We start from the raw sequence: 21956 nt of genomic DNA, 5'->3' as shown, positions 1-21956 counted from the left end.
GCCCGGACATCGGGCGCAGCAGTTTTTCTGAGAAGACGTTTTGGCAGGCATCGCAACGCCCGAGCACCCCGATCGCCGGGGACGCTCCGTTTCCCAGAAAGACAGGTTCCCCATGACTACTGGCACCGTGAAGTGGTTCAACGCCGACAAGGGCTTCGGCTTCATCACCCCCGAGGACGGCTCCAAGGACGTGTTCGCGCACTTCTCCGCGATCAACTCCGGCGGATTCCGCTCCCTCGAGGAGAACCAGCGCGTCGAGTTCGAGACCCAGGACGGCCCCAAGGGCCCCCAGGCCGCGAACATCACCGTGCTTGCGTGATCACGCTCTGATCTCCTCGTGAGATCTCCGGCGCGGGGCTGAACGCCCCGGCGTCGACCTGACATCGCCACCCGGCTCCGGCCGGGTGGCGATGTTTTTTTCTGCCGGACCCCCCGCACCGGGTCCCGGGTCCGGCAGCCTGGATCGGGGTGCGCCCGAGCCGACGCAGCCGGGAGGAGGGGTGGACGATGCCCGAGGTCGAGGTGCAGCCGACGGCCGCCCAGGTGCGCCGCCTGCTGGCGGCGCAGCTGCCGCGGGAGCTCCGCGAGCTCCTGGACCAGACGCCGACCCCGGTGGCGCAGGGCTGGGACAACGTGCTGTTCCGGCTCGGCCCCGCCCACGCGGTGCGCCTGCCGGTGCGCCGCGCCGCCGTCCCGTGCCTGCTCCACGAGGTGCGGTGGACGGCCGTGGCCGGCGCACCGCTGGTCGCGCTGGGGATCGCCGTGCCCCGGCCGGTGTTCCGCGGCGTCCCCGGCGCCGGGTACCCGTGGCCCTGGGCAGTGGTCCGGTGGATCGAGGGCGAGGCCGTCGCGACCCTGCCGGTCGCCCGGCGCGGGCGGCTCGCGGAGGACCTGGCCCGGGCCCTGTCCTCGCTGCACCGGCCGGCACCCGGGGAGGCCCCGCGCAACCCCTACCGGGGCGTCCCGCTCGACGCGCGGCTCCGCGCGGCGGCCCCGTCCTGGCCGGCCGCGGCCGCGCTGCTCGGGGCGCGGCGCACCGAGCGGCTCCGCGGCGTCGTCGACGACGGCCTGCGCGCCGCCCCGTGGTCACGGCCGGCGGTCTGGCTGCACGGGGACCCGCACCCCTGGAACCTCGTGCACCGGGGCGGGCGACTGGCCGGTCTCGTCGACTTCGGGGACGTCTGCGCCGGGGACCCCGCGTCCGACCTCGCCGGCGCGTGGCTGGCCTTCGACGCGGACCAGCGCTCCGCGTTCCGCGCCGTCACGGACAGCACCGGCCGGTACGACGACGACGTGTGGCGCCGCGCCGCCGCCTGGGCCGCCCTGTACGTCGCGGCGCTGGCGGCGAGCCCCGGCGCCGGCCCGGACTTCGGTCCCGTGCTCCGGCACGCGGCCGCGCAGCTGGACCCCGGCTCCTGAACCCCGCTGGATCGCCTGCCACCGGTCCGAGGACAATGGGCCTCCCAGTGCACGAGGAGGGGCAGCTCATGGACATCGTCATCGTGCCGACCGCCGCGGACGTCGCCACGTACGCGGCCGACGTCGTCGCCGGCCGGATCGCCCAAGAGCCGGACACCGTGCTGGGGGTGGCCACCGGGTCGTCGCCGGTCGGGATCTACCGGGAGCTGGCCCGGCGCCGGGCCGAGGGATCGCTCGACCTCTCGCACCTCACGTGCTTCGCCCTCGACGAGTACGTCGGTCTCCCGCCGGAGCACCCGCGCAGCTACGCCGCGTACCTGGACCGGGAGGTCGTCCGGCCCTTCGGCCTGGCCCCGGAGCAGGTCCGGGTGCCCGACGCCTCCCGCGCCGATCTGGGCGGGGCCGCCGAGGAGTACGAGCGGGCGATCGCCGCGGCCGGCGGCATCGACCTCCAGGTCCTGGGGATCGGCACGAACGGCCACATCGGCTTCAACGAACCGATCTCGTCGCTGTCCTCCCGCACCCGCGTCGCGGCTCTATCCGCGCAGACGCGCGCCGACAACGCCCGCTTCTTCGACCGGCCCGACGACGTCCCCACCCACTGCCTCACCCAGGGGCTGGGCACGATCCTCGAGGCACGCCAGGTGCTCCTGGTCGCGCAGGGGGAGCGGAAGGCGGCGGCCGTCGCCGCGGCCGTGGAGGGTCCGGTGGCCGCCCGGTGCCCGGCGTCGGTGCTGCAGTTCCACCCCCGGACCACGCTGGTCCTCGACGAAGCCGCCGCGAGCGGGCTGACGCTCGGGGACGGCCACAGCCCTGTCCCGGACCAGGGGGATGGGCGAGGATCGGACGGTTCCGCGCCCGCGTCATGAAACTCACAGAATGCACCGCGATGCAACCAGTCAGAGCGGAAATGGCAGATTTCCGCCGGAAACCGGGCCCGCCGCGCCGCGCGGACGCCGGCATCACTATCCGACCCGTGACGTTGCAGTGGTGAACCTCCTACGATGCGCTTGCACATCAGCACTCCCAGAAGCGAGGGAACACCATGAAGAACAGTGCAGCGGGCGTGGCGGCGGCGGTGATCGGGCTCGTGGTCCTGACGGCGGGACCGGCGACGGCCGCGCCCGGTGACGCGATGGTCTTCACCGACTGCGCCACGGCCGCCGGGTACGGCGTCCACAACATCCCGGTGGGCTCCGTCAGCTACAGCACGAGCCTCGTCGACGACGACGGCGACGGCGTCGTGTGCGAGAGCGCCGAGTGGCCCTACGACCCCACCCGCATCCCCGTGGAGAACGCATCGGGGGGCTGGAGCCACACCGTCATCGACTGGGTCCCCGGCGCCGGCCCCGGGCCGGACGCCCAGCCCGGCGAGGTGCCCGGGGAAGTGCCTGCCGAGGACCCGTACACCCAGGTGGACGAGGTGCCCGTGGGCGGCGCCGACACCGGTGCCGCCGTGGACGCCGGTTCCGGAGCCCCGGTCCTCGCCGGCGGTCTGGCCCTGGCGGCGGTGGCCTCGGCGGCGGCCGCCGCGGTGGCGGTGCGCCGGCGCGGTGCCGGCCGGGCCTAGGCCGGGCCGGGCGGAGGGACCGGTCCCCGTGCCGGATCCGACCGCCGACCGCCGCAGGGGCCGCCTGGTCCCTGCGGCGGTCGTCCTCCTGCTGCTCAGCGGCTGCGCGGGCGGGTCCCCCGCGCAGCCCCCCGCCCCGTCGTCGTCGGCGGTGTCCGCCGCGCCGGCGCGGACGCCGGCGCCGGGTGCGACGGCCGCGCCCACCACACCGGCTGCCGCACCGTCCGCCGCCCCGGCGCCCGAGGCGCTGCCGCCGGTGCTGCCGGAGTCCGCGCCCGTGGCGGTGCGGATCCCCGCGGTGGGGGCCTCGTCCGAGCTGCTGCACCTGGGCCTGCGCCCGGACGGGTCGCTGGAGGTGCCGCCGACCGGCCCCGGGGCCCCGGCCTCCTGGTACACGTCCTCGCCCACGCCGGGGGAGCGGGGGCCGGCCGTCCTGCTCGGCCACGTCAACGCGACCGACGGCGGGCCCGGTGTCTTCGCGGGGCTGCGCGGGCTGGCCCCCGGCGACACCGTGGAGATCACGCGGGCGGACGGCAGCACGGCGGTGTTCGTCGTCGACCGCGGGGAGCAGCACGCCAAGAACGCCTTTCCCACACGGGCCGTCTACGGCAACACGGCCGGGGCGGAGCTGCGCCTGATCACGTGCGACGGCTACGACCCCGCCACCGGCCTGTTCGACGACAACTACGTGGTCTACGCGACCCTCGCCACCTGACCCCTCCCTTCTCCCGCGAGATGGCAGCTGCCGGCGACCGGGGGCGCCGCCGTCGCCGACACCTGCGATCTCGCGGGCCCCAGGGCGCAGGGCCCGGGGCGGGGGACACGCCTCGTCCTGAAGACGGAGGTGCGATCGCACACCGCGGGGGAGGATGGGAGGGCGCATCCTGTGCCGTTGCCGTTCCACCGAAGGAGATCCTCATGAGCAACCCCTATCCCCAGCAGCCCGAGGGCGCCCGCGGCGGCCCGCCGCAGTACCAGGCCGGCGGCGACCAGTACGGAGCCCATCAGGGCGGGCACCCCGGCGCCGCGCCCCCCGAGGTCAAGCGGCTCCTGACCCTGACCCTCGTCTCCGCGGCCGTCTACCTCCTCAACGACATCGTGGGGATCATCGTCGCGACCACCGTGGACACCACCGAGATGTACCGGGAGATGGGCCTGTCCGCCGACCAGATCGCGGCGGCCGACCAGGCCTCGGGCATCGGGCAGATCACCGGCATCGTGATGCTGGTGATCGCCCTGGGCCTGTACGCCCTCGTCTACGTGTTCCTGAAGAAGGGCAAGAACTGGGCCCGCGTCCTGGGCATCGTCCTGTCCATCCTCAGCGTGGTCGGGACGCTGATCGGCCTCCTCGGCGCGATGGCCTACGGCGGGCTGGGGATCGTCCTGCTGGTCCTCGGGCTGGTGCTGGTCGTGGTGAACGTCCTGTGGCTGGTCACCGCGTTCAAGGCCCCGGTCAAGGAGTGGTTCGCCCCGCGCCGCATGGTCTGATCCGCTCCGGCGCCCCTCGGGCGCCCGGCAGTCCCCACCGGAACGCCGCCCGGCCGCCGCGGCCGGGCGGCGTTCCGCCGTGACGGGCGGCGCGGACCGCTCAGCGGCCCGGCCCGATGACGCGGTCGCGCCCGGCGAAGAGGGCCACGACGCACAGCACCGCCATGAGACCCGCCATGAGCAGCAGCGGCGGCTCCCACCGCCCTCCGGCGTCGTAGAGGGCGCCGAAGACGGCGGGGGCGATCGCGGCCAGCGCGTAGCCCACGGACTGGGCCATCCCGGACAGAGCCGCCGCCTGGCGGTGGTCGGTGGACCGGAGGCTGAACAGGGACAGCGCGACGACGATGAGGCTGCCGCAGCCGATCGACCCGAGCACGATCCACAGCAGCGTCAGCTCAGGCGCGGCGGCCAGCCCCGCGAAGGTGGCCAGGGCCAGGGCGCTGCCCGCGAAGGCCACGGGCCGCTGGTCGCCCAGCCGGTGCATGAGCGCCCCGGTGCCCAGGCTGGCGCCCATCCCGATCAGCAGGAACAGCGCCATGTGCGTGCCCGCAGCGGTCGCCGAGACGCCGTGGCTGCGCTCGATGCTCGGCAGCCACGCCATGAGCACGTAGAACGCCACCGACTGCAGGCCCATGAACAGGGTGACCTGCCAGCCCAGCGCCGACCGCCACGGGGACCGGTAGGGGCCCAGTTCCGCCGCGGGGACCGCCGGGCCGGAGCTCCCGGTCCGCAGCCCGGGCGAGAGCACCACCAGCGCCACGACGGCCGGCACCGCCCACACCGCCAGGGCCAGGCGCCAGCCCGCCGGCCCGGAGTGGGCGATCGGGACCACCAGCGCCGAGCCGGCCGCGGCCACCGCGCCCTGGATCGACGTGTACACGCCGGTCACCTGGCTCACGCGCAGCGGGAACTCCCGCTTCACCAACGAGGGCAGCAGCACGTTGAGGAACGCGATGCCGATGCCGATCACCGCCGTGCCCACCCACACGGCGCCCTCCACCGGGGCGGAACGGCCGGCGATCCCGGCCGCGAGCAGCAGCAGCGACAGCCACAGGGCCCGGTCCAGGCCGGTCCGGGCGGCCACCGCCGGGGCCACGGGGGAGAACAGGGCGAACATGGCCAGCGGCAGCCCGGTCAGCAGCCCGGCCTGGCCCGCCGAGATGCCGAGGTCGCGGCTGATCTCCTCGAGCAGCGGCCCCACGGTCACGAAGCCGACCCGCAGGTTGACCGCGATCAGCACCACGCCGAGGAAGCCGAAGCCGAGGCGGGCTCGCCGGCCCGTGGCCGATGACGCGTTGGTGAGCACGGCACACCCTTTCAGGACGCGGGAGGGAGGATCTCCGGACAGCGTAGACGGGGCGGCGTGCCCCGGCACGCCGCCCCGTCCCGACCGGTGCTGTCCGGTCCTGTGCCGGAGACCTGTCGTCGTCCTGCCGCGGTCAGCCCAGGATGAGGTTGAGGACGAACAGCAGCGGGATGGACCCGGCCCAGACGGCGGTGGTGATCCCGGACCAGCCCTTCAGCGCGTCCGTGCCCTCCAGCCCGGTGAAGCGGGTGACCACCCAGAAGTAGGAGTCGTTGAAGTAGCTGAACACCATGGAGCCCGCCGTGCAGGCCACGGCGGCGACGACGGGGTCGATGCCCAGGGTGGTCACCAGCGGCGCCGAGACGGAGGCCGCGGTGATCATGGCCACCGTGCCGGAGCCCTGGGCGATGCGCACGAGGGTGGCGATGAGGAACGGCACGAGGAACGCGGGCAGCGGGGTGGAGGCGATGGCCTCGGCCAGGGCGTCGCCCACGCCGGAGCTGCGGAGCACCTGGCCCAGCGCGCCGCCGGCGCCCGTGATGAGCAGGATCAGACCGGCCGAGGCCGCGGCCTCGGCGAACCAGCCGTGCGCCTTGTTCCGGGGCGTCCACCGGGGCAGGAGCACGTAGAGGGCCAGGACCATGCCGATGATCAGCGCGACCACCGGGTTGCCGATGAAGGCGAACGGGACCGCCCAGGCGGAGGGCTCGTACCCGTCGCCGCCCACGACCCCCTGGGCGTTCTGGTCGATCGCGCCGGTGACCGTGTTGAGGATGATCAGCAGCAGCGGGATGACCAGCGGCAGGGATCCGACGAACGCGCCGATCCGGTGCGGCTCGGCGCCGGCCGGCGGCTCGCCGAGGTCGTGGGACGGCTCCGCGGCGGGCGCCTGAGCCGCCTCGTCGTCGAGACCGTCCCGGGGGCCGTCCTCCAGGTCCGTGCTCCCGACACGGGAGCTGCCCCCGACGCCGGCCGTGGCAACGGTGCCGTAGACGGCCTCGCGCACGTGCTCCTCGATCTTGGGCTCGAGCTGGGGGCCGATCCACTTGGCGTAGAAGACCACGACGGGCAGCAGGAGCACGGTGAAGGCCAGGCCGACGAGGATGATCGCTCCGATGTCCGCGCCGAGGATGCCGGCCACGGCCAGGGGGCCCGGGGTGGGCGGCACGAGGTGGTGGGTGAGCGTCATGCCGCAGCCCAGCGCCAGGGCGAGGGTCACGTAGCCGGCGCGCTTCACCCGGGCGATGGACCGGGCGAGCGGGTTCATGATCACGTAGCCGGAGTCGCAGAACACGGGGATCGAGACCAGGGCGCCCACGCTGCCCATCGCCCATGGCTCGCGGCCGTGGCCGAAGACGCGGAGGAAGGCGAGGGCGAGCGCGTTGGCGGCCCCCGACACCTCGAGGATCTTGCCGATGCCCACGCCGAGGCCGATCACGATGCCGATCGAGGCCAGGGTGTTGCCGAAGCCGGTGGTGATGGCCGAGACGATGTCGAGCACCGGCTGGCCCGCGACCAGACCGGTGACGAGGGCGGCGATGAGCAGCGCCACGAACGCGTCCAGGCGCGTGCGCAGCACCAGGACGATGATGGTGGCGATGCCCAGCACGAGTGCCAGGAGTAGTTGCAGATCCACGGTGATCGGCTCCTCGGGGACGTGGGACGGCCGGGCTGCTGCCCGGGCGCGGGAATTGACGAGAGCGGCGCTCCATGTGAGGCTAGTCACACATATGACGTCTGACAAGAGGCAGGTACGCGCCGTGAACCCCGATCCCGACGTGCGCACCGCTCCCCCCGTGAGGGCCGCGGCGCGGCGGCGAGCCGATGGCTAGGAAGTCGCTGGTCGAGGCCGTCGCCGAGGACCTGCTCGAGCGCATCCTCGAGGGCGAGGTGGGCGCGCACGAGGCTCTGCCCCCCGAGGCGGAGATCGCCCGGGAGTCCGACGTCAGCCGGCTCACCGTGCGCGAGGCCCTCAAGGCGCTCCAGGCGCAGAACATCGTCTACGTGCGGCGCGGCCTCGGGACCTACGTCAACCCCCCCGACGCGTGGACCGGCCTCGAGGCGATCCTGAAGGCCGCCTCCCGGGGGGCGACCTCCCACCAGGTGGCGCTGCGGCTGCTGGAGGTGCGGCGCATGGTGGAGACCGGCTCCGCGGAGCTGGCCGCCGTGCACGTCACCCCGGAGGACCTCGCCGCGATGGAGACCGCGGTCCGGGACCTCCAGCGCGCGCACGAGGCGCAGGACCTGGACGAGGTCACCCGCGCCGACATGGCCTTCCACGACGTGGTGCTCCGGGCCTCGGGCAATCCGTTCGTGTCCGTCCTGCTGGCCCAGCTCTCCCAGCTGCTCTACGCCGAGCGGCGGGCGACCTCCGCCTTCCCCGAGGTGCAGCGGCACGCCATCGAGCACCACCGGCTCGTCCTGGAGGCCATCGGCACCCGCGACCCCGAGACGGCGCGCAAGGCCATGGAGGCCCACATCGACCAGACCTACGCCGACTATGAGCACTACATCGGCGGCGGGACCGCACCCGGCGGTCCCGACCCGGCAACCGGACCCTTTCCCCACAGCACAGGAGACGACTGACATGACCGAGACCATCGCCTTCCCCGCCGAGCGCACCGCCGTGCTCACCGGCGCCGCCTCCCCGCGCGGCATCGGCCGCGCCACCGCCGACCTGCTCGCGAGCCAGGGCTGGAACGTCGCCGTCCTCGACATCGACGGCGAGGCCGCCGCGGAGGCCGCCCAGGACATCGCCGGACGGCACGGGGTGCAGGCCCTCGGGCTGCGCACGGACGTGTCCGACCAGGCCTCCGTGGACGAGTCCGTCGCACGGGTCGAGGCGGAGCTCCCGCCGATCGTGGCCCTCGTCAACCTCGCGGGCATCAGCTCGCCCACGGAGTTCATGCAGGAGACCCGGGAGGCGTGGGACCGGGTCTTCGCCATCAACATGACCGGCACGTTCATGATGACCCAGCGCGTGCTGGCCGGGATGATCGAGCGCAAGCTCGGCCGCGTGGTCAGCGTCTCCTCGATCTCCGCCCAGCGCGGCGGCGGGACCTACTCCAAGGTGGCCTACAGCGCGTCCAAGGCCGCGATCATCGGCTTCACCCGGGCCGTGGCGCGCGAGATGGGCGAGCACGGGATCACCGTGAACTGCATCGCCCCCGGTCCCGTGGACACCGACATCATGGGCGGCACGCTGAGCGACGAGCGCAAGGCGGACATGTCCAAGGACATCCTGGTGGGGCGTGTGGGCACCGTGCGGGACATGGCGGCCCTGCTCGCGTTCCTCGTGGGACAGGACGCCGGATTCATCACCGCGGCGACATACGACATCAACGGGGGGCTGCAGATCTCCTAGCCGCACCGCATTTCCCGGTCGCGGCGGCTGCCCCGGTCGTCGCCCGGAACGACGCCGGGACGGCGCCGGCTCGGCACTGCCCCGGCGTCGTCCGGCACCTCCCCGGGCTCTTCCGGGGAGGTGCCGGAGGGGCTCACCAGCGGGGGTGGATGTCCGCCCGGAAGTACGCGTCGTAGATCCTGCGGACCCCGGCGTCGATCTCCCGGCCCAGGTCCCCGGTGTCCGCCGCCGAGGCGTTGCCGCGGACCTGCTCCACGCTGCGCGCCCCGGGGATCACGGTGCTGACGCCGTCCTGGGCGATGATCCACGCGATCGCGGCCTGCGCCGTGGTCACCCCGTCCGGGAGCAGCCCGGCGAACTCGCGGACGGCCTCGAGGCCGCGCTGGAAGTCCACTCCGGAGAACGTCTCGCCGACGTCGAAGGCCTCGCCGCCGCGGTTGTAGTTGCGGTGGTCGTCGGCCGCGAACCGGGTGTCCGCCGTGTACTTCCCGGACAGCAGCCCCGAGGCCAGCGGCACCCGGGCGATGATCCCCACCCCGGCCTCCTTCGCCGCCGGCAGCACGGCGTCCAGCGGCTTGAGCCGGAAGGCGTTGAGGATGATCTGGACGGTGGCGGTGCTCCCGCGGGCGATGGCCGCGAGCGCCTCGTCGGTGCGCTCCACGCTGACGCCGTAGTGGCGGATCGCGCCCTCCTGGACCAGGGTGTCCAGGGCGTCGTAGACCTCCTGGTCGCTGTATACCGGCGTGGGCGGGCAGTGCAGCTGGACCAGGTCGAGGGTGTCGGTGCCCAGGTTCCGGCGCGAGCGGTCCACCCACTGCCGGAAGTTCGCGAGGGTGTAGTTCTCCGGGACCTGGTCCGCGCGGCGGCCCATCTTCGTGGCCACGGTGATGTCCAGGTCGGGGCGCTCGCGCAGGAACGCGCCGATGGTCTGCTCGCTGCGGCCGTCGCCGTAGACGTCGGCGGTGTCGAAGAACGTGACCCCCGACTCCACGGCGGCCTCCAGGACGGCGGTGGCCTCGGCGGGGTCGACGTCCCCCCAGTCCGCGCCCAGCTGCCACGTGCCCAGGCCCACGGTGGAGACCTTCCGTCCGGTCCTGCCGAGTGTGCGTTGCTCCATGCGTAGAATCCCGTTCCGCGATCGGTGGAGGGTCTCCCGGGGGCCCGGGGGACGGCGGCCCGGGTTCCGGGGGCGCCGGGGACCACCATGCGGTGCGACGTGTCCGCCGCGCAAGCACCGGAGGGGTGGAGGTCCCTCCCGGGGACCCCTCCACTGGGTCCGTCCGGTGCCGTGCAGTACCGTTCTGGCCATGACCGTTGAGGGTGGTGCGAACTCCGCACGGCCTCCGCGCGCCCCCAACATCCGGGACGTGGCCCGCGCGGCCGGGGTCTCCCACCAGACGGTCTCCCGGGTGATCAACGGGCACCCCGCGCTGCGCGACTCGACCCGGCAGCGGGTGCTGCAGGCCATGGAGGAGCTGCGGTTCCGGCCCAACCGGGCCGCCCGCGCCCTGGTCACGAGCGAGTCGAGGACCATCGGCGCCCTCGTCTCCTCGGGCGCCGAGTACGGCCCGTCGGCCAGCCTCCGGGCGGTCGAGACGGCGGCCGACGAGGCCGGCTACGTCGTGGACACCGCCCACATCGACCACGCGGACCGCGCCTCCATCGAGTCGGCCCTGGACCGGATGGTCGGCCACGCGGTGGAGGGGCTGGTGATCCTCGCGCCGCAGTCGCGCACACTGGAGGTGATCGAGCAGTTGTCCATCCGGATCCCGTTCGTCACCGTGCACTCCCTGCACAGCGAGGACCACCGGATGTCGGTCGACCAGCTGGCCGGGGCCCGGCTGGCCACCCGCCACCTGCTGGAGCTGGGGCACCACCGCGTGGTCCACGTCCCCGGCCCCGAGGGATGGGTCGAGACGGACGCCCGCCGCCAGGGCTACCGCGAGGAGATGACCGCCTGGGGGTTCGAGCCCGTGGTGGTCCCCGCCGGGGCGTGGACCGCGGACTCCGGCTACCGCGCAGGGCTCGGACTGCGCGGGCGCCGGGGGCTCAGCGCGGTCTTCTGCGGCAACGACCACATCGCGCTCGGTCTCGTGCACGCGTTCGCCGAGGCCGGGCTGGGCGTGCCCGGGGACGTCAGCGTGGTGGGCTTCGACGACGTCCCGGAGGCCGCGCACTTCCTGCCGCCGCTGACCACGGTGCGCCAGGACTTCCCCGAGCTGGGCCGGCGCTGCATGGCCGTGCTGCTCGCGGAGCTGCGGGGGGAGCAGCCGGTCCGGCCGGGGGACGTGGAGCCCGTGCTCGTGGTCCGCGAGTCCACGGCCGCGCCCGCCGCCGACCAGGGCTGATGGACCCCCGGCCACGCCGTTACCAAACTGTTATCAAGTGATGTGGGACACGTGCTTCCACGCTGCGGTACGTTGGCCCGAACATCAGATGTGACCGTTCACATTCCGAGGTGGGCCGGCCGGCGGCCGCCCCTTTCGGAACGTGCGGCTCGAACGACAACGAGGTCCTCCGTGAGCCAGCCCAGCCCAGATCCCACGTACGTCATCGGCGTCGACTACGGCACCCTGTCGGGGCGGGCCGTCGTCGTGCGGGTGCACGACGGCGCCGAGATGGGCTCCGCGGTGCACGAGTACGAGCACGGCGTGATGGACACCGTGCTCGCCGCCACGGGGGAGGCCCTGCCGCCCGAGTGGGCGCTGCAGGTCCCCGCCGACTACGTGGACGTCCTGCGGCACGCGGTGCCCGCCGCCGTCCGCGCCGCCGGCGTGGACCCGAGCGCCGTGGTGGGCGTGGGCACCGACTTCACCGCGTGCACCATGGTCCCCGTCCGGGCCGACGGCACGCCCCTCAACGAGCTGCCCGGCCTGGCGGGCCGCCCGCACGCCTACGTGAAGCTGTGGCGCCACCACGCCGCGCAGGGCCAGGCGGACCGCATCAACGATCTCGCGGCCCGGCGCGGAGAGCGCTGGCTGGCCCGCTACGGCGGTCTCATCTCGAGCGAGTGGGAGTTCGCCAAGGGCCTGCAGCTGCTCGAGGAGGACCCGGAGCTGTACCACCTCATGGACCACTGGGTGGAGGCCGCCGACTGGATCGTGTGGCAGCTGACGGGCAGCTACGTGCGCAACGCGTGCTCCGCCGGGTACAAGGGCATCCTGCAGGACGGCGAGTACCCCGACCGCGAGTTCCTCGGCGCCCTGAACCCCGGGTTCGCCGACTTCGCGCAGGACAAGGTCGACCACCCGATCGGGGCCCTCGGCACCGCCGCGGGAACGCTCAGCGCCCAGGCCGCGGAGTGGACGGGCCTGCCCGCCGGCATCGCCGTGGCGGTGGGCAACGTCGACGCGCACGTGAGCGCCCCCGCCGCCCGGGCCACCGCGCCGGGTCAGATGGTGGCGATCATGGGCACCTCCACCTGCCACGTCATGAGCTCCGACACCCTGCGCGAGGTCCCCGGGATGTGCGGCGTGGTGGACGGCGGGATCATCGACGGGTTCTACGGCTACGAGGCCGGGCAGTCCGGGGTGGGCGACATCTTCGGCTGGTTCACGGCCCACTTCGTGCCGGGGCGGCTCCAGGAGGAGGCCGCCGAGCGCGGGCTGAGCGTGCACGAGCTGCTCACCGAGCAGGCGAGCCGCGAACCGGTGGGCGCGCACGGGCTCCTGGCCCTGGACTGGCAGTCCGGCAACCGGTCCGTGCTCGTGGACCACGAGCTCTCCGGGCTGCTCGTCGGCCTCACCCTGGCCACCCGCCCGCACGAGGTCTACCGCGCCCTGCTGGAGGCCACCGCTTTCGGGACCCGCACGATCGTGGAGGCCTTCGCCGCCTCCGGGATCCCCGTCACCGAGTTCGTGGCGGCCGGCGGGCTGATCAAGAACGCGTTCCTCATGCAGATCTACGCCGACGTGCTCGGCATGCCGATCTCGGTGATCGGCAGCGACCAGGGCCCGGCCCTGGGCTCCGCCATCCACGCGGCCGTGGCCGCCGGCGCCTACCCGGACGTCCGGACGGCCGCCGCGGCGATGGGCCGGCTCGAGCGCAACGCCTACACCCCGAACCCCGCGCACACCGAGGCCTACTCCGTCCTCTACGAGGACTACACCGCGCTGCACGACCACTTCGGCCGCGGCGGCAGCGACGTCATGCGCCGGCTCAAGGCGCTCCGGCGCAACGCCCGTTCCACCCAGGAGGTCTCCGCGTGAACGCCCTGACGCCCGAGCTCGAGGAGCGGATCGCCCGCGTGCGGCGCGAGGTCGCGGACCTGCACGCCGAACTGGTCCGCTACGGGCTGGTGGTCTGGACGGCGGGCAACGTGTCCGGGCGGGTCCCCGGCACGGACCTCTTCGTGATCAAGCCCAGCGGGGTGAGCTACGACGACCTCGGCCCGGAGAACCAGATCCTGTGCGACCTGGACGGCCGGCCGGTCCCCGGCACCCCCGGTGCGGAGCGTTCGCCGTCCAGCGACACCGCCGCCCACGCCTACGTCTACCGGCACATGCCGGAGGTCGGGGGAGTGGTCCACACCCACTCGCCCTACGCCACGGCCTGGGCGGCCCGCGGCGAGGCCATCCCCTGCGTCCTGACGGCCATGGCGGACGAGTTCGGCGGGGAGATCCCCGTGGGGCCCTTCGCGATCATCGGCGACGACTCGATCGGCCGCGGCATCGTGGAGACCCTCTCCGGCCACCGCTCCCGCGCGGTCCTCATGCTCAGCCACGGACCGTTCACCATCGGCAAGGACGCCCGGGACGCCGTCAAGGCCGCGGCCATGCTCGAGGACGTGGCCCGCACCGTGCACCTCTCCCGCCAGCTGGGCGAGCCGCTGCCCATCGACCCCGCGCACGTCGACTCCCTGTTCGACCGCTACCAGAACGTCTACGGCCAGCAGCCCGCGGCCGTCCCCACCACCCCAGGAGCGCTCACCCGTGAATCCTCAGCCCACCGCCCTTGACCACTACGAGGTCTGGTTCCTCACCGGCAGCCAGGACCTCTACGGCGAGGACACCCTGCGCCAGGTGGCCGAGCAGTCCCGCGAGATCGTCCGCGTGCTGGGCGAGGCCGGGCTGCCCGTCGAGGTGGTCTGGAAGCCCACGCTCAAGGACGCGGACTCGATCCGCCGCACGGCCCTCGAGCTCAACGCCGCGGACGGCGTGATCGGGGCGATCGCCTGGATGCACACCTTCAGCCCCGCCAAGATGTGGATCACCGGCCTCGACGCCCTGCGCAAGCCGCTGCTCCACCTGCACACCCAGATCAACGTCGAGCTGCCGTGGGGCGAGATCGACTTCGACTTCATGAACCTCAACCAGGCCGCGCACGGCGACCGGGAGTTCGGCTACATCCAGACCCGGCTCGACGTCCCGCGCAAGACCGTGGTGGGCCACGTCTCGACCCCCGGCGTCACCGCGCAGATCGCCTCCTGGCAGCGCGCGTGCGCCGGCCGCGCGGCGGTCCAGGGGCTCAGGGTGGCCCGGTTCGGCGACAACATGCGCAACGTCGCCGTGACCGAGGGCGACAAGACGGAGGCCGAGCTGCAGTTCGGGGTCTCCGTGAACACCTGGGGCGTCAACGACCTCGTGGCCGTGGTGGACGCCCAGTCCGAGGACCGCGTGGACGAGCTCGTCGCCGAGTACGAGGAGCTCTACGACGTGGCCCCCGAGCTGCGCCGCGGCGGGGAGCGCCACGAGTCCCTGCGCTACGGGGCCCGGCAGGAGCTCGGGATGCTCCAGTTCCTGGAGGAGGGCGGCTTCGGGGCCTTCACCACGAACTTCGAGGACCTCGGCGGGCTGCGCCAGCTGCCGGGCCTCGCCGTGCAGCGGCTCATGGCCCGCGGCTACGGGTTCGGGGCGGAGGGCGACTGGAAGACGGCCCTGCTGGTGCGGGCGGCCAAGGTCATGGGCGCCGGGCTGCCCGGGGGCGCGTCCCTCATGGAGGACTACACGTACCACCTGGTGCCGGGGGAGGAAAAGATCCTCGGCGCCCACATGCTGGAGGTCTGCCCGAGCCTCACCACGGCGCGCCCCTCCCTCGAGGTGCATCCGCTGGGCATCGGCGGACGGGAGGACCCCGTGCGCCTGGTCTTCGACACCGACGCCGGCCCCGGCGTGGTCGTGGCGATGTCCGACATGCGGGACCGGTTCCGGCTCACCGCCAACACCGTGGACGTCGTGCCCCCGGACGCCCCGCTCCCGAACCTGCCCGTGGCCCGGGCCGTCTGGCGGCCGCACCCCGACCTCGCGACCTCGGCCGCGGCCTGGCTCACCGCCGGCGCCGCCCACCACACGGTCCTCAGCACCGCGGTGGGCGCCGACGTGATCCGGGACTTCGCCGACATGACCCGGACCGAGCTGCTCGTCATCGACGACACCACCACCCTGCGGGAGTTCCAGCGCGAGGTGCGGTGGAACGCGGCCTACTACCGGCTCGCCCAGAAGCTCTGAGCGGGACGACCGGGACGGCCGGAACGACCATGATGACCAGGACCCCTGACGACCACCACGAGATCTCACCAGCACCGACCTCGCTCGAACACTCCCACCACCGGGCAGTGCGGCCCGGACCGACGAAAGGCACGACCATGACCCCGAAGATCGACCTGAAGAAGACCCTCACCGGGGTGACCGCCCTGACCCTCGCCCTGGGCCTCACGGCCTGCGGCGGCAACCGCGGCGGCGGCGCGGAGGAGGGCTCCAACGAGGGCGCCAAGATCGGCGTGGCGATGCCCACGCAGCAGTCCGAGCGGTGGATCGCCGACGGCGAGAACGTCAAGGCGCAGCTCGAGGAGCTCGGCTACGAGGTGGACCTCCAGTACGCCAACGACGACATCCCCACCCAGATCTCCCAGATCGAGAACATGATCAACGGCGGGGCCAAGGCCCTGGTGATCGCCTCGATCGACGGCACCACGCTGACCAGCGTGCTCGACACGGCCGAGACCCAGGAGATCCCCGTGATCGCCTACGACCGCCTCATCAACGAGTCGGACACCGTGGACTACTACACGACCTTCGACAACTACGAGGTGGGCGTGCAGCAGGGCACGTCGCTGCTCACGGGCCTCGGGGTCCTCGACGAGAACGGCGAGCCCACCGGCGAGAAGGGCCCCTTCAACGTGGAGCTCTTCGCCGGCAGCCCCGACGACAACAACGCGACCTTCTTCTGGGACGGCGCGATGGACACCCTCAAGCCCTACCTGGACGACGGCACGCTCAACGTCCCCAGCGGCCAGACGGAGTTCGAGCAGGCCGCCATCCTGCGCTGGCTGCCGGACACCGCCCAGGACCGGATGGAGGACCTCATCACGGTGGGCGGCGGCGACCAGCTCGACGGCGTGCTCTCCCCGTACGACGGCCTCTCGATCGGCATCATCTCCGCGCTGCGCTCCGGCGGCTACTCCCAGGCCGAGCTGCCCGTGGTGACCGGCCAGGACGCCGAGGTCGGGTCCGTGAAGTCGATCGTCAACGACGAGCAGTACTCCACGATCTTCAAGGACGTCCGCGAGCTCGGCGAGCGCGCGGTGCTCATGGTGGACTCCCTGATGAAGGGCGAGGAGCCCGAGGTCAACGACGAGGAGACCTACGACAACGGCGTGAAGGTGGTCCCCGCCTACCTGCTCGAGTCGCAGATCGTCACGAAGGACAACTACCAGGAGGTCCTCGTGGACAGCGGCTACTACGAGGCGTCCGAGCTCGAGTGATCGCGACCGGCCGGGCGGCACTCCGCCGCCCGGCCGGTCCGTCCCGTCCACCCACCCACCAGCTCGAGACGAGGAGGCCCGCATGAGCGAGCACGTTCTGGAGATGCGCCGGATCAGCAAGTCCTTCCCCGGCGTCAAGGCGCTGCAGGACGTCACCCTGGCCGTCGCCCGCGGCGAGGTCCACGCGATCTGCGGGGAGAACGGCGCCGGCAAGTCCACCCTCATGAAGGTCCTGTCCGGCGTGTACCCGCACGGCACCTACGAGGGGGACATCGTCCTGGAGGGCGAGACCGTCTCCTTCCGGGACATCAAGGACAGCGAGCGCAGCGGGGTGGTCATCATCCACCAGGAGCTGGCCCTGTCCCCGTTCCTGTCCGTCGCGGAGAACATCTTCCTCGGCAACGAGCGCGCCACCCGCGGGTTCATCAACTGGAACGAGACCAACGCCAGGGCCGCCGACCTGCTCCGGCGCGTGGGCCTCGACGTGAACCCCAGCGTCCCGGCCGGGGACATCGGGGTGGGCAAGCAGCAGCTCGTGGAGATCGCGAAGGCGCTCTCCAAGGACGTGAAGCTGCTCATCCTCGACGAGCCCACGGCCGCCCTCAACGACGAGGACTCCGCGCACCTGCTGGGCCTGGTCCGCGGGCTGCGCGAGGACGGGATCACCTGCATCATCATCAGCCACAAGCTCAACGAGATCCGGGCGATCGCCGACTCCGTGACGATCCTGCGCGACGGGCAGACCATCGAGACCCTCAGCCTGCACGACGGGTCGGTCACCGAGGACCGGATCATCAAGGGCATGGTGGGCCGCGAGCTCACGAACCGGTACCCCGAGCGGGTTCCCGACATCGGCGCGGAGGTGCTCCGCGTCGAGGACTGGACCGTGCACCACCCCCGGGAGCACTCGCGGGTGGTGGTGGACAACGCGCACCTGTCCGTGCGGGCGGGCGAGATCGTGGGCATCGCCGGGCTGATGGGCGCCGGGCGCACGGAGCTGGCCATGAGCATCTTCGGGCGCAGCTACGGGTCCAACATCACCGGGCGGATGTACAAGAACGGCGAGGAGATCACGGCGCGGACGGTCAGCGAGGCGATCCGGCACGGCATCGCCTACGCCACGGAGGACCGCAAGCGCTACGGGCTCAACCTCATCGACGACATCAAGCGGAACATCTCCTCGGCGGCGCTGGGCAAGCTCACGTCCGCGGGCTGGGTCGACGGCGGGCGCGAGACGCTCGTGGCGCAGGACTACCGCACCAGCATGAACATCAAGGCGCCCTCGGTGTCCTCGATCACCGGCAAGCTCTCCGGCGGCAACCAGCAGAAGGTCGTCCTGTCCAAGTGGATGTTCGCCGACCCCGACGTGCTCATCCTCGACGAGCCCACCCGGGGCATCGACGTGGGGGCGAAGTACGAGATCTACACGATCATCAACAGGCTGGCCGCACAGGGGAAGGCGGTGCTGGTCATCTCCTCCGAGCTGCCGGAGCTGCTGGGGATCTGCGACCGGATCTACACGCTCGCCGAGGGCCGGATCACCGCCGAGGTGCCCATCGCCGAGGCCACCCCCGAACGACTCATGCAGCACATGACCAAGGAAAAGGACTGACCCATGGCTTCCACCCTCGTCGACGAGGACCGGGCTCTCGACAGCCGGGGCCCGCAGAAGGCCTCCACCGTGGCCGGCGCCGGCCGGTTCCTCATGAGCCGGCTCCGCCAGATCGGCATCTTCCTGGCCCTGCTGGTGATCGTGACGCTGTTCCAGGCCCTGACCGGCGGCGCGCTGCTGCAGCCGGACAACGTCTACAACATCATCGTCCAGAACAGCTACATCCTGCTGCTGGCGATCGGCATGGTCATGATCATCGTGGCCGGGCACATCGACCTGTCGGTCGGCTCGGTGGCCGCGTTCGTGGGCGCCATGTCCGGGATCATGATCCGGGACTGGAGCCTGCCGTGGTGGGTGGCCCTCCTCGCCGCCCTCGCGGTCGGTGCCCTCGTGGGCGCCTGGCAGGGCTTCTGGGTGGCCTACATCGGGATCCCCGCCTTCATCGTGACCCTCGCCGGCATGCTGGTCTTCCGCGGGCTGACGCAGATCGTGCTCGAGAACCAGCGGATCACCGGCTTCCCGCCGGAGTACCGCCAGCTCGGCGGCGGCTCCCTCTTCCCGGGGCTGTTCCCGCCGGCGACCAACATCCTGGACTGGACCACGGTGGGCATCGGCCTGATCGCCACGGCCATGCTCGTGCTGAGCCAGCTCCGGGGCCGGGCCAACCGGGCGAAGCTCCACCTCGAGGACGAGCCGCGCGCCTGGTTCCTCACGCGGCTGGTCTTCGGCGTCGTCGTCATCCTCGCGCTCACCTTCCTGCTGGCCAGCTCGCGCGGCGGGACGCCGATCGTGCTCGTGGTCCTCGGCGTGCTGGTGGTCGCCTACAGCGCCGTCATGAACCGGACGGTGTTCGGCCGCCACGTGTACGCCCGCGGCGGCAACCTCCAGGCAGCCCAGCTGTCCGGTGTGAACACCAAGCGCGTCGACTTCCTGCTCTTCGTCAACATGGGCGTGCTGGCCGCGCTGGCCGGGCTGGTGTTCACCGGCCGGCTCAACTCCGCCGGGCCGGGCGCCGGAAACCTGTTCGAGCTGGACGCGATCGCCGCGGCCTTCATCGGCGGCGCCGCCGTGACCGGTGGCGTGGGCACCATCATCGGCGCCATCACCGGCGGTCTGATCATGGGCGTGCTCAACAACGGCATGTCCCTCATGGGCGTGGGCATCGACTACCAGCAGTTCATCAAGGGCCTGGTGCTCCTGCTGGCGGTCGGGTTCGACGTGTTCAACAAGCGCCGCGCCTCGAACGCGCTCAAATGACCGCGCCCGCCCCGCGGTCCTTCGGGACGCTGCCCGACGGTCGGGAGGTCACCGCGCACACCCTCGCTACCCCGGGCGGGCTGAGCCTGCGCGTGCTCGACCTCGGCGCCGCGGTCCAGGCCCTGCACCTGCCCGGCCCGGCCGGGGGCCCCGGCACCAACGTGGTGCTGGGGCACCCGGACGCCGCCGGCTGCGCGGCACCCCCGGAGGCCTTCCTGGGGGCGGTGGTCGGCCGCTGCGCCAACCGGATCGCCGGGGCCCGCTTCGACCTCGACGGGACCACCGTGGAACTGGCGGCCAACGAGGGCGGCAACACCCTGCACGGCGGCCCCGACGGATTCCACCGTCGCACCTGGCGGACGGTCTCCGCGAGCCGCGACGTCCTGGTGCTGGAGCTGGTCAGCCCGGACGGTGACCAGGGCTTTCCCGGCGAGGTGGTCCTCCGGGCCCGGTACGCCGTCACGGACGACGTCCTCGCTCTGGACCTGGAGGCCCGCACCGACGCCCCGACCGTGGTCGGGCCCGCGAGCCACGTCTACCTCAACCTCGCCGGGGAGGGGTCGGGGAGGGTCGACGACCACACGCTCACCGTCGAGGCCGACCGGTACCTGCCGGTCGGCCGGGACGGGGTGCCGCTGGACGGCCTCGCCGCCGTGCGCGGGACGCCGCTGGACCTCACCGCCCCCGCCCGGCTCGGGGACCGGGTGCGGGCGGAGCACCCGCAGATCGCGGCCGTGGGCGGGATCGACCACTCCTTCCACCTGCGCGGCACCGGGCTGCGCGCCGCCGCCCGGCTGGAGCACCCGGCGAGCGGGCGGTCCGTGGAGCTGTGGACCGACCAGCCGGCCCTGCAGGTGTACACGGGCAACGCCCTGGACGGCATCATCACCGGCACCGGCGGGCGCGCCTATCCGCGGGGAGCGGGGATCGCCCTGGAGCCCCAGTACCACCCGGACTCGCCGAACCGGCCGGAGCTCTCCGACCCGGTGCTGCGCCCGGGGCAGACCTACCGCTCCCGCACCGAGTGGCGCTTCCGGTACTAGCGGCCGCCGGCCTTGTTCTCGCGCCGCTTCGCCATGATGCGGCCGAAGACCGCGGTGCCGACCATGAACAGGATCCTTCGCATGCTGGTGCTCCTTCTTCTCGCTGGGGTGCTGCTCGGATGACGTGCCCGGTCCACGCTACGGGGTGTCCCGGCAAAAGGTAAGTGAGCTGAAGAGTTTTCGGCCGAGAGCGAGCACGCCGGGGGCCCCGCGTCAGCGGGTGCGGGGGCGGTAGCCGGCGTCGTCGTTGACGTACGCGTAGTAGAAGCCGATCAGGACCCCGCCGCCCAGGAAGTTGCCCAGGAGGGCGATCCCCACGTTGGCGCCCGCGGCCCCCACGTCGAGTCCGTCCTCCAGTCCCACCACGGTGAACAGGACCGTGTTGGCCACGGAGTGCTCGAGACCCAGGAACGCGAAGAGGAAGACGGCCACGATCATGATCAGGCTCTTCATCAGGTCGTCCTTCACCAGGCCGTTGTAGACGAGCAGCATCGCCAGGTTGATGAGGAAGTTGCACAGCACCGCGCGCAGGAACAGGTCCGTCCACCCGGTGCCGCCGCTGGTGACGAACTCGAGCTTGTGCGCCACGGCGGCCTCCATCTCCGCGTGCGCGGGCCCGTCCGTGATGGTGCTGAAGCGCAGCACCACGGCCACGAGCAGCCCGCCCAGGAAGTTGCCCAGATAGCACAGCCCGAGCAGCCGCACCGCCTTGAACCACGAGGTGCGGCGGTAGTAGGCGCCGATGGAGACGATCATCATGTTGGACGTCAGGAGCTCGGACTTCGAGTAGTAGATGAAGACCAGCGCCCAGCCGAAGGTCACGGCGCCCAGCAGGCGTCCCAGGGGGCGCAGCGTCGCGTCCCCGGCGGGCACGGCGTCGAACGCGGCGACGACGGCGAAGTTCGCGGCGAACAGGACACCGATGATCATCCCGGCCATCCCGGCGCGCTGCAGGTAGCGCCGCGCCAGCTCGCCGGACATGGTCGTCTTGGTCTCCAGCGCCGCGAGGACGGTGCTGATGAACTGCTTGCCCGGGAACAGCTGCTGCGGGTCGGAGGTCATGCTCGGCGCCCGTCTCCAGAGGTGGCCGTGGACCCGGGCGGCGTCCAGGAGCCGCCCGGTGGGACCATCCTAGGCGCGGGCCCGCGCCCCCGGTCCCGGGGACCCGGCGCCGGCGCCGCCACCGGCATCGACG

20 protein-coding genes are annotated in these 21956 nt (G+C 72.6%); 16 read left to right on the top strand and 4 right to left on the bottom strand.

Annotated features, from left to right (window positions below):
- Nucleotides 1–112: 112 nt before the first annotated feature.
- The 6 genes from cspE to EQG70_RS16870 all read left to right on the top strand — a co-directional run bounded on the left by cspE (nucleotide 113) and on the right by EQG70_RS16870 (nucleotide 4477).
- Complete coding sequence (cspE, locus tag EQG70_RS16895) at nucleotides 113–319, top strand: transcription antiterminator/RNA stability regulator CspE (protein ID WP_035923571.1); 207 nt, start codon at nucleotides 113–115, stop codon at nucleotides 317–319.
- 188 nt (nucleotides 320–507) lie between these two features.
- A complete protein-coding gene (locus EQG70_RS16890; RefSeq protein ID WP_109268408.1) occupies nucleotides 508–1419 on the top strand; it encodes a phosphotransferase in 912 nt (303 codons plus the stop codon).
- A gap of 68 nt (nucleotides 1420–1487) precedes the next feature.
- Complete coding sequence (nagB, locus tag EQG70_RS16885) at nucleotides 1488–2288, top strand: glucosamine-6-phosphate deaminase (protein WP_052132706.1); 801 nt, start codon at nucleotides 1488–1490, stop codon at nucleotides 2286–2288.
- 176 nt (nucleotides 2289–2464) lie between these two features.
- Complete coding sequence (locus EQG70_RS16880) at nucleotides 2465–2989, top strand: excalibur calcium-binding domain-containing protein (RefSeq protein WP_109268407.1); 525 nt, start codon at nucleotides 2465–2467, stop codon at nucleotides 2987–2989.
- Nucleotides 2990–3017: 28 nt separating this feature from the next.
- Nucleotides 3018–3704, top strand: a complete 687-nt coding sequence (locus EQG70_RS16875; protein WP_109268406.1) for a class F sortase — start codon at nucleotides 3018–3020, stop codon at nucleotides 3702–3704.
- Between the two features lie 203 nt (nucleotides 3705–3907).
- Nucleotides 3908–4477, top strand: coding sequence for a hypothetical protein (locus EQG70_RS16870; RefSeq protein WP_109268405.1), 570 nt, complete (start codon nucleotides 3908–3910; stop codon nucleotides 4475–4477).
- Nucleotides 4478–4577: 100 nt separating this feature from the next.
- Here the strand turns inward: EQG70_RS16870 and EQG70_RS16865 are convergent, their stop codons facing one another.
- Nucleotides 4578–5783 carry an MFS transporter gene (locus EQG70_RS16865; protein ID WP_244296586.1) on the bottom strand — a complete coding sequence of 402 codons (1206 nt, stop codon included), beginning with the start codon at nucleotides 5781–5783 and terminating at the stop codon, nucleotides 4578–4580.
- 133 nt (nucleotides 5784–5916) lie between these two features.
- Nucleotides 5917–7419, bottom strand: a complete 1503-nt coding sequence (locus EQG70_RS16860) for a GntP family permease (protein WP_035923564.1) — start codon at nucleotides 7417–7419, stop codon at nucleotides 5917–5919.
- Between the two features lie 188 nt (nucleotides 7420–7607).
- On the opposite strand from EQG70_RS16860, the gene EQG70_RS16855 reads away from it, so the two are divergent.
- A complete protein-coding gene (locus EQG70_RS16855) occupies nucleotides 7608–8369 on the top strand; it encodes a FadR/GntR family transcriptional regulator (RefSeq protein ID WP_109268404.1) in 762 nt (253 codons plus the stop codon).
- 1 nt (nucleotide 8370) lies between these two features.
- Entirely contained in the window at nucleotides 8371–9147 is a 777-nt protein-coding gene (locus EQG70_RS16850) for an SDR family NAD(P)-dependent oxidoreductase (protein ID WP_035923560.1), read from the top strand.
- Nucleotides 9148–9280: 133 nt separating this feature from the next.
- Here the strand turns inward: EQG70_RS16850 and EQG70_RS16845 are convergent, their stop codons facing one another.
- Nucleotides 9281–10264, bottom strand: coding sequence for an aldo/keto reductase (locus EQG70_RS16845; RefSeq protein ID WP_095650194.1), 984 nt, complete (start codon nucleotides 10262–10264; stop codon nucleotides 9281–9283).
- Between the two features lie 190 nt (nucleotides 10265–10454).
- Here EQG70_RS16845 and EQG70_RS16840 point away from each other — a divergent pair, with 190 nt between their 5' ends.
- The 8 genes from EQG70_RS16840 (at nucleotide 10455) to EQG70_RS16805 (ending at nucleotide 20761) form a co-directional block, all read left to right on the top strand.
- Nucleotides 10455–11495, top strand: coding sequence for a LacI family DNA-binding transcriptional regulator (locus tag EQG70_RS16840; RefSeq protein ID WP_109244179.1), 1041 nt, complete (start codon nucleotides 10455–10457; stop codon nucleotides 11493–11495).
- A gap of 171 nt (nucleotides 11496–11666) precedes the next feature.
- Entirely contained in the window at nucleotides 11667–13355 is a 1689-nt protein-coding gene (araB, locus tag EQG70_RS16835) for a ribulokinase (protein WP_109268403.1), read from the top strand.
- Entirely contained in the window at nucleotides 13352–14104 is a 753-nt protein-coding gene (locus EQG70_RS16830) for an L-ribulose-5-phosphate 4-epimerase (protein WP_095650197.1), read from the top strand. Before araB ends, EQG70_RS16830 begins: the two co-directional genes overlap by 4 nt.
- Nucleotides 14079–15593 carry an L-arabinose isomerase gene (gene araA, locus EQG70_RS16825; protein ID WP_109268402.1) on the top strand — a complete coding sequence of 505 codons (1515 nt, stop codon included), beginning with the start codon at nucleotides 14079–14081 and terminating at the stop codon, nucleotides 15591–15593. Before EQG70_RS16830 ends, araA begins: the two co-directional genes overlap by 26 nt.
- A gap of 137 nt (nucleotides 15594–15730) precedes the next feature.
- On the top strand, nucleotides 15731–16849 hold the full coding sequence (gene chvE, locus EQG70_RS16820) for a multiple monosaccharide ABC transporter substrate-binding protein (RefSeq protein ID WP_095650199.1): 1119 nt from the start codon (nucleotides 15731–15733) through the stop codon (nucleotides 16847–16849).
- An 82-nt stretch (nucleotides 16850–16931) separates the two neighbouring features.
- Nucleotides 16932–18461: a multiple monosaccharide ABC transporter ATP-binding protein gene (mmsA, locus tag EQG70_RS16815; RefSeq protein ID WP_017833604.1), complete on the top strand. Its 1530-nt coding sequence runs from the start codon at nucleotides 16932–16934 to the stop codon at nucleotides 18459–18461.
- Between the two features lie 93 nt (nucleotides 18462–18554).
- Nucleotides 18555–19718 carry a multiple monosaccharide ABC transporter permease gene (gene mmsB / locus EQG70_RS16810; RefSeq protein WP_095650319.1) on the top strand — a complete coding sequence of 388 codons (1164 nt, stop codon included), beginning with the start codon at nucleotides 18555–18557 and terminating at the stop codon, nucleotides 19716–19718.
- Nucleotides 19715–20761 (top strand): aldose epimerase family protein, encoded by a 1047-nt coding sequence (locus EQG70_RS16805; protein WP_109268401.1) that lies wholly within the window; start codon nucleotides 19715–19717, stop codon nucleotides 20759–20761. Before mmsB ends, EQG70_RS16805 begins: the two co-directional genes overlap by 4 nt.
- Nucleotides 20762–20974: 213 nt before the next feature.
- Here EQG70_RS16805 and EQG70_RS16800 read toward each other — a convergent pair whose 3' ends face one another.
- Entirely contained in the window at nucleotides 20975–21823 is an 849-nt protein-coding gene (locus EQG70_RS16800) for a formate/nitrite transporter family protein (RefSeq protein WP_017833601.1), read from the bottom strand.
- Between the last annotated feature and the right edge of the window lie 133 nt (nucleotides 21824–21956).

The organism is Kocuria rosea (genome assembly GCF_006094695.1).
GTDB classification, from domain to species: domain Bacteria; phylum Actinomycetota; class Actinomycetes; order Actinomycetales; family Micrococcaceae; genus Kocuria; species Kocuria rosea.
The sequence above is the reverse complement of the archived record's forward strand: the minus strand, read 5'-3'. Positions and strand labels throughout refer to the sequence as shown.

Coding starts and splice junctions, on each gene's coding strand:
- EQG70_RS16890 (WP_109268408.1), top strand. CDS start 508: ATGCCCGAGGTCGAGGTGCAGCCGACGGCCGCCCAGGTGCGCCGCCTG.
- EQG70_RS16850 (WP_035923560.1), top strand. CDS start 8,371: ATGACCGAGACCATCGCCTTCCCCGCCGAGCGCACCGCCGTGCTCACC.
- EQG70_RS16845 (WP_095650194.1), bottom strand. CDS start 10,264: ATGGAGCAACGCACACTCGGCAGGACCGGACGGAAGGTCTCCACCGTG.
- cspE (WP_035923571.1), top strand. CDS start 113: ATGACTACTGGCACCGTGAAGTGGTTCAACGCCGACAAGGGCTTCGGC.
- EQG70_RS16855 (WP_109268404.1), top strand. CDS start 7,608: ATGGCTAGGAAGTCGCTGGTCGAGGCCGTCGCCGAGGACCTGCTCGAG.
- mmsB (WP_095650319.1), top strand. CDS start 18,555: ATGAGCCGGCTCCGCCAGATCGGCATCTTCCTGGCCCTGCTGGTGATC.
- chvE (WP_095650199.1), top strand. CDS start 15,731: ATGACCCCGAAGATCGACCTGAAGAAGACCCTCACCGGGGTGACCGCC.
- EQG70_RS16800 (WP_017833601.1), bottom strand. CDS start 21,823: ATGACCTCCGACCCGCAGCAGCTGTTCCCGGGCAAGCAGTTCATCAGC.
- EQG70_RS16870 (WP_109268405.1), top strand. CDS start 3,908: ATGAGCAACCCCTATCCCCAGCAGCCCGAGGGCGCCCGCGGCGGCCCG.
- EQG70_RS16840 (WP_109244179.1), top strand. CDS start 10,455: ATGACCGTTGAGGGTGGTGCGAACTCCGCACGGCCTCCGCGCGCCCCC.
- EQG70_RS16805 (WP_109268401.1), top strand. CDS start 19,715: ATGACCGCGCCCGCCCCGCGGTCCTTCGGGACGCTGCCCGACGGTCGG.
- mmsA (WP_017833604.1), top strand. CDS start 16,932: ATGAGCGAGCACGTTCTGGAGATGCGCCGGATCAGCAAGTCCTTCCCC.
- nagB (WP_052132706.1), top strand. CDS start 1,488: ATGGACATCGTCATCGTGCCGACCGCCGCGGACGTCGCCACGTACGCG.
- EQG70_RS16880 (WP_109268407.1), top strand. CDS start 2,465: ATGAAGAACAGTGCAGCGGGCGTGGCGGCGGCGGTGATCGGGCTCGTG.